This window comes from Aquiflexum sp. (assembly GCF_041749095.1).
Classification (GTDB): Bacteria; Bacteroidota; Bacteroidia; order Cytophagales; family Cyclobacteriaceae; genus Aquiflexum.
Genome location: NZ_JBGTCA010000580.1, coordinates 1 through 13877 on the forward strand (window position 1 = coordinate 1; position 13877 = coordinate 13877).

The window sequence follows — 13877 nt, forward strand, 5'->3', positions numbered from 1 at the left end:
TTGATGGCTTCGGGAAGTTCCACCTGCATTTCAGGGAAATAGAATCCTGTCCAATCCAGGCTTAAATGATTTGTTTTTTCCGCTATTTGGGGCATGTTGTTCTGGTTGCGGATGGAGGAATGGTCAAATACTGCGGGACTGCCCGGTTTCAGGGAAAAAGTAAAATCACTGTGTCCATTGATTTGGAAAGGGTCTATCAGTGCCTGGGCCATCCAGTCACTCCAGGAAACAGTATTGGCAAACAGATGGGCGGTAACGGGAGTGCCCGGATTGTTTTTGCTGGTCAATAGATGGCTAGGGAATTCATAGACTCCCTGAATACGCAAATTTTCAAAGCCTGCTGCACTGACAGTGATATAGGTTCCTGAATCCAACGGTGAAACCATGTTGGTTTTGGTTCCCAATAATTTGATCCTTGAAGTTGGAACATCCAGATCTTCGGATAAATACAGATTTGTCTGCCCACAAAAGGATGAATTGTCCATGCAAACCCCTTTTGCAGAAAAAATCGCCCTTGATCCAGTCCCGGCTAAGTCCATGATCATGGCAGCATCAAAACTCGCCTGTTCGGGCGTGATTTCAAAGTTGGAGATGGTTAGAACATGTCTTTGACCCGCTACGGTTTTTTCAATGCCTATTGGGAATTCTGTCCCGGATTGGGAGATCCCAGGTATGATTTTGGAAATCAATTGCTGTGGATTCTGAATAAAATAGCTGTCCACTTGTTGGACCATTTCAGGGCTAAACTCCAATGTCCTTTGGTTTGCTCCGGCAGATGTAGGGAAAAAGGAAGCGGAATTTTTCGTGATGCCTCTGATAATCCCTGCTTTCATTTGGTTTTGGGCATTGACCTGCAAATCGGCAAAACTTACCGAAACAGCTATGCCTTTTAAGTTGTCCAAAAGGATTTTACCTTCCCCTGATAGCGAGTTGCCGGAGGATATGATTTTAGTGACGGTCATGTCAAAGTTTCCCACTTTCACTACTGAGCCTTCTCTCACCCTGCTATTATCCGTTTGGCCCTTGGGTACAGTGAATTTGCAGGCGCAGGAAGCGCTGGCCTGACCCATTCTTGGTTGCGAAAATGGAAAATCGCTAAAATTAGTGCCAGTGCCGTCCCAATACACAAATGAAAGCACTTCACTTCTGCCGTTGTTTCTGAAAACCACTTTGTTGAAAGGATCCCTTGCGGTAACAGCAATCGCATATTTCCTTCCTGAAACCAAAGTCGGGTGGGCAGGCCCAAATAGCATCGCATTTGAACTTACAATATCTTCATAGAAAGGTGGGGTAGTAGCTGACAAGATTGCATCATTGGGATTTCTCCTTGGATCGAGCATTTCTATCATCGTAAAAGTATATTCGGTGGTAGGTGGTGCGCCTGCCGGAAAAGACCAGGAGAAAATCAGGTTTTGTGGGACCATTCCCTGAATGGTGTCATTGTCCGCAAATGGCTTGAGGAAAAATGGAGGCTCAAGATTGGTCAGGTTGATGGGATTGCTGCAGCCAAAGGGCTCCTCGGCAGATAGCAGTTCCATGGTCTGATAATCATAGGCCCTAATACAAATGGTGTAGATGCCTTCCGGAAGCCCATTTCCCCTTACGATGGCATCTCGGTTGATTCCATTGATCTGGAGCAGGTTGATGTCAAAGATATCCCTCATGGCCTCCCCGTTCAGATTTTTTATTTCCAGGGGATCAAGTTGGATCATAGTGGAACCACGTCTGTTTGCCGCAGTTCTGATTTCAATGCCATTTTCTCCGGTGATTCCTCCAGCAAGGTATAAATTGATGGGCCTGTTGGTATGGTTCCTAAGGGTGATGATGGTATTTTGGGGATTGTCTGCATAATCAGATAATCTTACCGGATAAGGAGGAATGAGCCGGATAGAAGCAGAAACATCAAATTGTGCCAAGGCAACTTCGGGCAAAAGTATTATAGCAAAAAGTAAAGGGCACAGAATTAATCTCAAGGCAATATTCCCCTTTGTTTTTTTAATCAGTTTTGAGAGGATTTGTTTCTTGTTTTCCATTTATCCGATTTTAAAAGATAAAGTTGTATCCTATTTCTCCCCTTAGCTCCGTAAATCCCTTTTGACTTGTTTCCAATTCTGATTTCTGGGGAATATTTCCGATATGGTTGAACAGGAAGTTGACCCTGTGCATCTTATGGGCCTGAAGGTCTCCTCTGATGCCATTGTTCAGGATCGTGAAATGCCTGTCGAGCTGCACACTGCGCAGAAAAGATGAATTCCATCCCAGCATCAGTTTTTTGTCCATCAAGCGTTTTTGTATTCCTACCGTGACGCCTTCGTTACTGTTGAGTCCATTGGCCAAATTGATTTTGGTGCTGTTGAGGTTGAAATTGAAACTGGTGTTTTTCTCATTGAGACTGAGTTGATAATTCAGGAATATGTGGTTGGATTCGATATTGTTGTTTTCGGAAGTCCTGGCATTTTGGTCCATCAATTCCATTCTGTTGAATGAAAAGATGACAACATGGTTCGCTGTCGGGGTCGTGTGGATATATCTTGGGGTAAGGGAGAGATTTCGGGTAGTCTGTGCAATCAAAAAGCTGTCCGCCAACAAAATGGTCCTTGACCGCTGACTGTTGGTGAAATTGGTGAAGTTGATGTCCATGCCCAACTTCTCGTTGAGATCTGCGGAAATATTTGCTGCTCCGATCACCCTGTTGGCTGTGGCCTGTTTTTGGTTTTGGAGGTTGTCCCTTTGAAAACCTAAACTTCCATCAAACCTGATCTTGTTTTTCAACAAAGTGGCAGTCGGTGTGATGGTGATGTTTTCCACGTCATTGTTGAAAAAATAGGCACCCATGGATTGGTACCGGGGATCTACCCGACGGTATTGCAACCTCAGGGAATATCCTTTGCCCCGGTATCCCAAGGAAGTATGGAAGGCACTGTAAAACTCCGTGGACCCATTGACAGTCATTATGCTATTGAGGGTGTTTTGGTATCTTCGGGGCAGTATTTCAGCGCTGTCCAACCATATGCTGCTGTTGATGTTTTGGGTATATATGCTGATGGCACCTTCCCCTTCCCAGTAGAATTTTTTGAGGAAGGTTACCCTTGAACCCAATCCCAAAGCCAGATTTTCAGCCGGTGTGACAGGTCTATGGAAAGGCAATTCCCCCGAAGCACTTGTGCTGTCATCTTTGGCTTTGACCATGGTAAAATCCAGGTATCGGCTTTCATCTCCAAACCCTGCTTTGAGTGCATAGCCCCTTCGTGTAAAACTGAAAGGTTCCAAAGAACCGGAAGTGGTATCCACGGCTGTAGCCCTGTTGAGTCTTCCATGAAGGAACCCGAACCGAAACCTCCCGGGATTCAATTCCACTCCTGCACCCAAAATGGCATGTCCAGCCATGGTGTAGGGGGAAAAGGTGATATTCCGGTACCCGGCATGGACAGTAATCCATTTGTAGGTTGGACTCATGCCGATCTGATTGAAAGGTTGCCGGAAACTCCTTTCCTGTTCGCTGAACACAAATGATATCGGAATCTGAATTTCATAGAGACTGATGGTAGGTCCTCCGCTGACGATATAGGAAAATGGTCTTCGACGGTTTTCGATACCGTTGGCATTATAGAATATGGTGCGGACGTTCAGGCCGCCTGATACTTTGATGGGGTCTTTTGTTTGGAGATTTTCGAGGTCTTGGGCATTTGAAATACCACACCAGCAAGTAAAAGCACCAACAAGGAGATATGTGATCAATGCTTTCATTATTTGGCAGGGACAAAGATTTCAGAACTTGCAATTGATATTCTGGAATTTCCAAGTCCTCCTGTAATGAGAACCGTTCCGTTGTTAAGCTTGGTGGCAGTGTGCCAACACCGATCAATGATATTTCCAATTTCAATGTTTTGATCCCCTGTATTGGGGTCAAATATAGAAGAGTAGTGTCTAGGCCAGGCATCATTAATATTGAAGAGGCCTCCGCTATTTCCTCCTGCGAATAAAATATGACCATTATCCAGCTTTGTAGTTGAAGTTTGTTGTGGAATAAAAAGGACATTGTTACCCAATTTTACCCAAATGTCCTCTTGGGGTTTATAGAGGTCAAATTGACCAAATTGTAGGTCTTTTACCATTAAGACCTCTCCGTTAGGAAGCAAAGTAAGATCCAAGGTAGATACACCGACATAGGTAAATTTTGAGGCCGGAATCCAAGTATCTATACTTGGGTCATAAATTCGACAATATGATTCTATGCCACCAAAACCTCCTAAGTACCCTGCGAAAAATATTTTCCCATCTGGTAATTTTATGGAGCTATTATACCTAGCATGCGAATAAAGAGTAGTTGTGGGCATTAATGTTCCTTCAATTGACTTTACACTAGCCCAGGAGTTGTTGTTCAAATTAAGGATTTCAGAAGAACTCAAAAAAAGCGGGCGCCCTAAATTAAGGTTGTTTACACCATCTGTCCCAGAAATCACCATGATCCTTTGTTCATCTAACTGGACTGAAGAATGAAGGGCACGTGGGGAATTCATTGGTTCTATCAGGTTGGAAATGCCTGTTTCTGGGTCATAGATTTCACATTGGTTTAATACCCCAATTGGTGAGAAGCCCCCAATGAACAATATTTTACCATCAGCTAAAAGGCATGCGGAATGTTGGGCTCTTTCCAAATGCAAATAGCCTGAATGGGCCCAGGTGTTCGTTTCTGGGTTAAAAATCTCTACAGAATTGAGAAAATCATTTGTATTCCTTCCTCCTGCAACCAAAACTCTTCCATCGGTTAAAAGTGTTGCGGTATGTCCATGTCTTTTTTCATTTAATCCACCAGTCCTAGCCCATTGATTAACTCTAACTTCCAATTCTGTGGTTTCACCTCTACCTGAATAAAGTGCCTTTACCCCTTTTACGGTCAAAGACATCGGGCCACTCGAAACCCCATCCGGTACATATACTTCCAATCGGTCTGTGCTTGCAAAAGTAATCTCTAGGTTGAAGTCTCCGATTTTCAAAACATTTTCGTTTGCTTCAGCACTGAAATTTGTACCTCTAATGGTAAGATTTTCACGTACCCTTAAGTTTGATGGATAGACAATCATTAAGGGCGGACTTGCGACCGTTACAGAGAAATTTTGCTGGCTTGTTGCCGTTTTTTCATTTGTCGTCACTGATATTGGTCCTGTTGTAGCCCCTTGGGGAACGGATACCGTAATGGAATTCCCGTTTTCGACCTTGGACACGACCGCTTCGACACCATTGAACCTGACCAGCAATTGATTGGGATCGTTTCCGAAGTTTCCCCCTTGGATTACCACCGAAGTACCCACAGGTCCTGATTTGGGGTTGAAGTCGTTGATGAAGGGGGTGTTGTCCAGGTAGTTGAAATCAGGCCCGGTGCCGGTTTGCCCTCCAACAGTGATGGTCACCGGTCCTTTTCCGGCATCATTGGGAACAATTACTTTTAGGATCAATCCGGTCGACTCCAAAACCTTCGCGTCTTTCCCATTGAACTTGACCAGATTTTCTGTAGGAATAGCACTGAAGTTTTCTCCGATTATTTGAACAGTATCTCCCGAATATCCAGAGTCAGGTACATATTGGCTAATGACCGGGGGATCCATCACATAAGTAAAGACCGGTCCATTGGCGATCAGTCCTGCGATGGTCACACTGACTATCCCCGATATGCCAACCTCCGGTGCAAAGACCTCCAACTTTTCGGGACTTGCAGATATGATTTCGGCAGGTGCATCTTTGAATTTCACCAGGTTATTGGCAGCAACCGGGGAAAAATTGACACCATTGATCTTTACCACTGTCCCGGCTTTACCATTTGTAGGTTCAATTCCTGAAATGCTATGGACAGGCTGTTCAGTAGGCAATACTTTAAAAAACGGCCCTATTCCTGTGAGACCGTTCACCGTGACAGTTACTGCCCCTGATTGGGCATCTGCCGGAATGGAAACCGTAAGCTTAGTGGTCGAATCGGTTGACAGAACCGTGGCAGTTCTCCCGCCAAACTGTACTAGATTGGCATCAGGTTCTTGAGCAAAATATTTTCCTGTCAGGACTACTTCTGCACCTGGCTTCCCTTCCAAAGGTTCCACGGTAAGGATGGCAGGATAGTATAGAAATTTGAAATCCGGGCCTTGGGTAGCTTTGTTTTCTACCACCACCTCTACAGGTCCCGTGCCTGCATCTTCCGGCACAATGGCTTTGATAGTATTGACCGTAGACTCAGTGATGATGGCAATCTTGCCATTGAATCTTACTTTGTTCAATTCACTGTTTGGGCTGAACTGAATTCCCGTGATGGTGACAATTGTACCTTCCGGTCCTTCTTCCGGCTCTATGGAGGTGATCCGGGGAGCCATGGTGATCTCAGGAAGATCAAAGATTTCCGCACAGGAGATCAGGATTAACAGCAAAAAAGCAAGCGCTGCGATCTTGTCATTTAATAAACCAAAAGTATTTTTTGATCCGCTCATGATCATTTCTGATTTTTCATGATAAAATTGCGGAAATGGGAAACTTACATCAATAACCCTTTTTACAATATGTCAATGATATTTTCCTTGATGGCTTTGGCCACCGCTTCGGGGCCACATTGAACATGGAGTTTGTGATAGATGTTTTTGAGGTGCTTTCTGACGGTTTCAATGGATATCGAAAATTCAATACCGATCATTTTATAGCTATAGCCTTTGGCTAAAAACTCCAGGATCTGCTTTTCCCTCGGAGTGATATGGAATTTATCAGAAACCTTTCTTACAGGAAGATGAAAAGTCTGCAACACTCTCCTTGCAATACCGGGGGACATGGGGCCTCCTCCGATATATACTTCTTTTATATAAGGAATGAGATAAACAGATGAATCTCTTTTTAACAAATACCCGTCCGCCCCATTGCTTAGGCAGGTAAACAGCCTGTCATCGTCATCAAAAACAGTGTGCATCAGGACTTTAATACCGACATGATATTCCTTTACTTTTTTCACTCCATCTACACCATTGCATTCCGGCATGTCTATGTCCATGATGATCACATCGGGCGTGTTGGCCATCAAGTCTGCTACGATATTTTTGCAACTGATAAATGCTCCCACGACCTCAAATCCGGTTGTGTTTCCCAACAACATAACCAATAAATCCCTGAGTTTTTCATTGTCTTCGTAAATGGATACTTTGATGGCAGGATCTCCCATGGTTATGGACGGTTATTATTATCAAAATAAAACGAATTATGATTTCCGGTCAATAACCCTTTAGGGTTATCGTACCGGGAAATCCAGTTTGATGGAAGTTCCCTGCCCGGGTCTGGAGTCAATGGAAATTTTCCCATTGAGTTTAAGGGATCTCTTTTTCATGTTTTTGATTCCATTTCGGTCATGTATGGTGTTCAGGTCAAAACCTTTACCGTTGTCCGAGATCATCATCAATATCCTACCTTGGTCGGGGTGGATCTGTATCATTGCTTTTGTGCAATCCGAGTATTTGACCAAATTGTTGATGGCTTCTTTGAATATCAGGTAAAAGTCCCGTCGCCCCTCCATGGAAAGTTTGAGGTTCTCAAAATTGTCTTTAACATCAAGTTCAAAAGCAATTCCTTTTGCTTCCAAAATATCGGAACAATAGCGGACCATCCTTGCGACAAGATTTGAAAGTTCATCATTTTGGGGATTGATGCTCCAGACGATGTCATCAAGGGAATTGCTGATCATCCTGCTTTCCTGTACAATTTTTTCCAGGAAATTGGATGAAGGATGGTTTTCATTCAGGTTGGTTTGGGCAATAGTTCCCATCAAACTAATGTTGCTTAAGGACGATCCGATTTCATCATGTAAGTCAGATGAAATGGCATCCCTGACTTTTTGCATGTGCAGGATCTGATTGATCCTATACCGGTAAAATGTATAAAACATGAGTAAAAACAAGATCAGCATGCCAATTCTGAACCACCATGTTTCATAAAAAGCGGGCAGGATTCTTATTTCCATTTGAAATGGCAAGGAGTTCCACTCTCCCAAGGTAGTGCCTGTTTTCAGGTGCAACGTATATTTTTTTGGATCCAGGTTGGTGTAATTGACAAGGTAGTTTGGGCCATTGTTGATCCAGTCCTGATCATATCCTTCCAAGAAATAAGCATATTGATTGTCCTGTTTTTTGCTGAAATTGAGGGAAGTGAAATCCACTGAGAATGAATTGTCCTTTCTTTTTAAAATAATAGGGATCTCATAGTCATTTACCGGATATGGCTTATCGTGTATTTTGAAGGATGCGATTTCAATTTTCCTAGGCTTTTCGTTTCTGTCCAGTTTATCAATTTCCAGTATATTGAAGCCGTTCTTTTGTCCGATCAACAATTCTTTGCCTCCGATGATGGTTAGTCTGTTTAATGTATTGTTGCTGCTCAGTCCTTCATTGATGGTAAACCTCAGGAGATTTCCTGTTTTTGGATTGAAGTAATGAAGGCCTTCAAAATTACCGATCCAGATATTGCCGTTTTTATCTTGGACCACCCCTTTATTTTCTCTATCCGCCAGGCCATTTCTCAGGTTCAATTCAATACTGCCATCAGGTCTTGATTTGGTCACACTGCCCCATCTTGCTGCCCAAATATTACCATCCCTGTCCGCATGGAGGGTATTGACCGCGGGGTCAATGATGATGTCAATGGGACTGATGGAATCGGCATTTATAAATTCTTTGCTCTTGGGATCAATGAAATATACCCCTTTATAGGTGGCAAGCCAAACCTTTCCTGTCTTGTCCAAAATCATGTCATTGATCAGGTTATTGCCTTTGATTAAAGTTTCCGCTTGGGTCAAAGAATCCCAAAAAGTGACATCCCTGCTGCTTGATTTTTCCAAAATTCTAATGCCTTCATCCGAATTGCCAATCCACAGCCTTTCTTCATGGTCAAAGAATCCGTACATAAAAAATGGAACAGAAAAGTATTTATTGGCAAGTTGACTTAAGGGTGATTGGATGAAACGAGAAGTCCTGGGATCAAATTCCCATATTCCGGGTCTTTGATAACTCCATTGATTGGCACCGATCCAGATATTGCCATCCTCCAATTGATGCATCCATCGGATGTCGGCCAAAAATTCAGGATGGGGCAATTTTACCAACTGAAAGGAGTTGTCAGCCCGGTTCCATTTCAAAATTCCCGAATGGCTCAGGCCCAACCAAAGTGTATTTCCCGAAGGATCAGTTTTGTCCGGGAGAAATCTGTTGACTGTCACCGGAAATCTGACTATCCCATCAGGGATGTTAATGGTTTTAAAAAGATTGTTTTTAGGGTTGTATTTTAAAATACCCTCAGATGTGGACACCCACAAAATGTCATCTTCTTCGTCCATAAAAATATGGTCCACTCTGAAAGCATTGGGGAATATGTCCTGAAACCTAAAAAATTTCTCTTGGTCTGGTCTGAACACGCCCAAACCTTCCGTGTCCCCAAACCAAATTACCGTTTTGCCAAATTCATCTTTTCCCATTGCAACAGACAGGATGATCTTTCTTTGGTCTTCGGAAAGGAATTGTAGGAATGTTTCGGATTTTGGATCAAACCTGACCAAACCAAAGTTATGGGTTCCAATCCATAGGATACCATTATTGTCCAATGTTGCTTTCGAAAATACGATTGGGATTTTATTGCCTTCTTTTTCCGCATCATTTCCCAAAACACCTAATAATTGATCTTTTTCCCTATCGTATTTGAAAAGTCCATTGTCTGTACCGATCACCCAAAGATTCTTATCATTGTCTTCAATAAATGATGCTTTTATCCATACGTAGGTTGTTTGTCTGAATGGATAGTTTTTGACTTCTCTCGTCTGCAGATCAATTTGGTAAATGCCGAACCAGTCACTGTACCAACCTTTGCCAAAGGAATCAATAAAAAAATGGCCGGTTTGAGGAGCCTTTGGGTTTTTGACGACTACTTCCATTTTTTGGGTTTTGCTGTTGATCATGCAGATCCCGTTTTGGTCGGTGGCAAACCAGATGTTATTTTGATTGTCAGCAGCTATACCCGTCACAAAGATGGTTTCAATGTCCAAAAAATTCCTGAATGAATTCCCGTCAAATCTCGTAGGACATCTTCTTGTCCCAAACCACATAAAGCCTTTCTGATCTTTGGTGGCAAACATGACCGAATTGCTCGGTAATCCATCCTGTGTGTTTATTTTTTCAAACTGAATGTTGGGTATTTGGGAGTGAGCGCAATGAATTGATATCAGAAAAAATAATAGACGTGACCAACATGAGGAAACACTTAAAGAGGATGAATTTACCATAAGCGCAGACAGTTGATTTTTTAACTCGTATTGCAGAATCAAATTAATCAAAATTTCCGGGATTTCTTTTTTAAGGGTCAAAGCCCTCAAAATTATTCAAAGAGGAAGTCCAATTTTGTAACAAAGTCAGGGCAATTTTATTCGTTTTTTGTAACAAAGTCAGGGCAATTATCGCCAATTCTTGTAACAAAGTCAGGGCAATTATGAGTAATTCTTGTAACAAAGTCAGGGCATTGCTTTCCATTTTATGTAACAAAGTCAGGGCAAGTCGGAGATAAACGGCCCTATATGCATTTGAATCAGCATGGTTCAACTCTTCAGACTTGGACCATTTTAATTGCAGTCAGACTGCAGTGAATTTGACAAGTGGTCAAGTCTTCAGACTTTTTGTGGTTGAAGTCTGAAGACTTCACAGGATTGGTCCAAGACTAAGTCTTGAACCAGTGCATTTTAATCCATCAATACACTATCTTTTTTAAGGAATTCACAATCATTCGCTCCCTTTTTTGTTTATTTGTTCCCAATTTCCAAATACCAACAAGATGAGGACATTGTTATTAAGACCGGGCGCCGAGGAGTTGAATTATGAGATCCGAGGGATTGTCAAAAAAGCACGACAGATAGAATCCCTTGGTTATGAAATCACCTGGGAAAATATCGGGGATCCCATCCAAAAACATAATGAGGTGCCTGCATGGATGAAAGAGATTGTCTCTGAACTTGTAAGTCAGGACAAATCCTATGGCTATGCCGATTCGAAAGGGGTCTTGGAAACCAGAAAGTTTTTGGCAGATATCAACAATAAGAAAGGTGGCAGTCAGATCACTGCCGAAGATATTTTGTTTTTTAATGGACTTGGAGATGCCATAGCCAAGTTGTATCAATTTTTGATTCCCACTGCAAGGATTATAGGACCCTCCCCGGCTTACAGTACCCACAGTTCGGCTGAAGCAGCCCATGCCAATACTGCCCCGATCACCTACAATCTGGATCCGGACAATGAATGGCTTCCGGACATGGATGACCTGTACAACAAAGTGAAATACAATCCTTCAATCGTTGGCATCTTGATCATCAATCCGGATAATCCCACGGGAATGGTCTATCCCAAGGAGGTGTTGGAGGCTTTTGTACAGATAGCAGAGGAATTTAAGCTGTTGTTGATTGCGGATGAAATCTATCAGAATATCACCTATAATGGGGTCAAGGCGGTATCCTTGGCAGAGGTCATTGGGGATTTGCCGGCCATATCGTTGAAGGGGATCTCCAAGGAATTTCCATGGCCAGGTTCAAGGTGCGGTTGGATGGAATTTTACAACAGAAACGCCTCAAAGGAATTTGCCAAGCTTTGCCAGACTTTGGAGAATGCAAAAATGATTGAAGTGTGTTCCACCATTTTGCCCCAATTGTCAATTCCGAAAATCATGAGTCATCCCGAATACCAAAACTATAGGGAAACCCAGAATGAAAAAATCGGAAGAAGAAGCCTAATCATGGAAGAAATCCTGGGCGATATTCCAGGTATCAAATTCAACCCAACAAAAGGAGCATTTTACAATACCGTGGTTTTTGATGAAAAATTCCTTGATGGAGAACAGTACCTTCCCATAGAAGACCCCAAGGTGCAAACACTTTTGACAGGTTGGCTTCTGGAGAGTGTGATGCCTTTGGATAAGCGGTTTGTATACTATCTGCTGGCTTCCGCCCATATCTGCGTGGTTCCCATCTCATCCTTCTGTTCGGACTTGAGAGGATTTAGGGTGACACTCTTGGAAGAAAATGAAGAGGTATTCAGAGAAACATTTCTGAAACTTGGAAAAGCAATCAAGTTTTATCTGAATTCAACAAAGAAGGAATTGGTGTGATTTTCTTAGGGATTGTTGGTTATTTCGATTTAATTTAATCCTGCTTCGTCATTTATGGAATCCTGTTTTAAACTCTTCAATACCATAATTCTAACCATTAGCCAAAGTCCCTTTAGGGACATCATATAGGTAAAAATACACGATCAATAGAACGGGTTTTGTGCCTTTAGGTACAAAATATATTCCGTACCTAAAGGCACGGGACCTGCCATGAACCAATTCTTTCTACCAATATTTTGTCCCTAACAGGACAGTAAAGCCAACCAGTATTTCCATCATATTTCAACCATATTTCAATTTATTTCACAAAATATATTTCACCATCAGCATTAGAAATAATCCGCAACATTGAAAAAAATATCAACCAATATCCAAAATATCAATCAATATCAATTAGTCCTCCACATCGCCCTCATAAAAGACTTCCGTAAAGTTTCGGGGTTTTCCCGGGAAGCGATACCTTCATGTTCTCGAACATTTAATGGTTTGTTATTGTCCATTTTTTCCTCAGGGATTTCCACGGGATTTTTCAGCAAGGAATTTAAATCAGGCTGCCCGGCATCAATCCATGCGGTGTACCAAAAATCCGCTATCATTTTTACCGACCTGCGCATCTGCCTTTCCACTTGTCCCGAAAGCATATCATTGTAAGCTATGGTAAATGATCTTGAATAAACCCTTGTGCTGATTCCGCCTCTTTCCTCATAGCTGTATTTCTTGTCGTCATCAAATCTTTCACTAAGCACTTTCTCAAAATTCAGTACCGAATCCAATGCCATATGTGCAACAATCACCGCATCCCAAGCGGTGAGTTGAGGTTTTTCCAGGTAATTGGCTTTTCCAACAAAAAAATCAAAATCATCCGAAAGCAATTCTGGCACCCTGCTTTCCCAAAAAGCATGGATACCGTATTGTCCTGTGAGTTGGCCGTTGTAGTTTTTGGTGGTATGAAGTGGCACGTTGATATCTGCAATGTAATGTCCAAGGTCGGCAGCCAAGCGAAGAATGGCTTTGACATCTTTTCTTTTGAAGGCTTCTGTCAATTGGATTTTGGTATGGTAGGCATTCCATGGGCCGATGCCATGACTTCTCAATTCCTCTTCAGTAAATAATTCCAATGCCTGATTCCAGTATCTTGGCAAATTGAAAACCGCACTGTCCCCATAGGCATCTGCATCCAGAAAGTGCTTTTCGGCCTCTCCCAGCACAGCATATCTTCTTTTGTCAGGATTGACTGCGTTTTCGGTAATGAATTCAATATTGGCCTTGAAAAACCCAATCATCTCGGGTGGTAGGGTGTAAACTGCCAACCTGTTGATCTTCCTATGGGCAAAAAATCCCCAAGCCACCAAGTCGGAGCCCGAAAAAAACAGGAGCAGTATAAAGGCTAAAAGTTTCCGCATTCCTGAATTTATGAAAATTAAATCTTTTTGAAAAACTAAAATCCATTACCTTTGTCAATCAAAGGCGGCATTCACCAAATTTTGATAGATTTCGGAGCTTCACCAGGTATTGTTCGGAAATCCCTTTGTGTTTAAATATTTATCTATTACATTTGCACTCCATTTAGGGTTAGGGTGTATAAAAGAAATTAAGTAAAATAAAGGATATGGCAAATCACAAATCAGCACTAAAAAGAATCCGTGCAAACGAAGCCAAGCGTTTGAGAAACAGATATCAGCACAAGACTACCAGAACCTTCATCAAAAGGTTGAAGTCTTCCA

At 42.3% G+C, this 13877-nt stretch carries 8 protein-coding genes; 2 read left to right on the plus strand and 6 right to left on the minus strand.

Annotation, left to right across the window (positions count from 1 at the left end; genetic code table 11):
• From ACEW8O_RS25810 to ACEW8O_RS25830, 5 genes are all read right to left on the minus strand, one after another.
• On the minus strand, positions 1–2033 hold a 2033-nt coding region (locus tag ACEW8O_RS25810), incomplete at its 3' end, for a hypothetical protein (protein WP_373497510.1).
• A 10-nt stretch (positions 2034–2043) separates the two neighbouring features.
• The gene (locus ACEW8O_RS25815; protein ID WP_373497511.1) at positions 2044–3747 is read right to left on the minus strand and encodes a hypothetical protein; all 1704 of its coding nucleotides are present in this window, start codon (positions 3745–3747) and stop codon (positions 2044–2046) included.
• A complete protein-coding gene (locus tag ACEW8O_RS25820) occupies positions 3747–6473 on the minus strand; it encodes an IPT/TIG domain-containing protein (RefSeq protein WP_373497512.1) in 2727 nt (908 codons plus the stop codon). The genes ACEW8O_RS25815 and ACEW8O_RS25820 overlap by 1 nt, the downstream gene beginning before the upstream one ends.
• Before the next feature lie 62 nt (positions 6474–6535).
• Positions 6536–7189: a response regulator gene (locus ACEW8O_RS25825; RefSeq protein ID WP_373497513.1), complete on the minus strand. Its 654-nt coding sequence runs from the start codon at positions 7187–7189 to the stop codon at positions 6536–6538.
• Between the two features lie 66 nt (positions 7190–7255).
• A complete protein-coding gene (locus tag ACEW8O_RS25830) occupies positions 7256–10141 on the minus strand; it encodes a triple tyrosine motif-containing protein (RefSeq protein WP_373497514.1) in 2886 nt (961 codons plus the stop codon).
• A gap of 689 nt (positions 10142–10830) precedes the next feature.
• On the opposite strand from ACEW8O_RS25830, the gene ACEW8O_RS25835 reads away from it, so the two are divergent.
• Positions 10831–12153 carry a pyridoxal phosphate-dependent aminotransferase gene (locus ACEW8O_RS25835; protein WP_373497515.1) on the plus strand — a complete coding sequence of 441 codons (1323 nt, stop codon included), beginning with the start codon at positions 10831–10833 and terminating at the stop codon, positions 12151–12153.
• 389 nt (positions 12154–12542) lie between these two features.
• On the opposite strand, the gene ACEW8O_RS25840 is transcribed toward ACEW8O_RS25835, so the two are convergent.
• Positions 12543–13556, minus strand: coding sequence for a zinc dependent phospholipase C family protein (locus ACEW8O_RS25840; RefSeq protein ID WP_373497516.1), 1014 nt, complete (start codon positions 13554–13556; stop codon positions 12543–12545).
• 206 nt (positions 13557–13762) lie between these two features.
• On the opposite strand from ACEW8O_RS25840, the gene rpsT reads away from it, so the two are divergent.
• Positions 13763–13877: 30S ribosomal protein S20 (gene rpsT, locus ACEW8O_RS25845; RefSeq protein ID WP_373497517.1), on the plus strand; the 115-nt coding region annotated here is incomplete at its 3' end.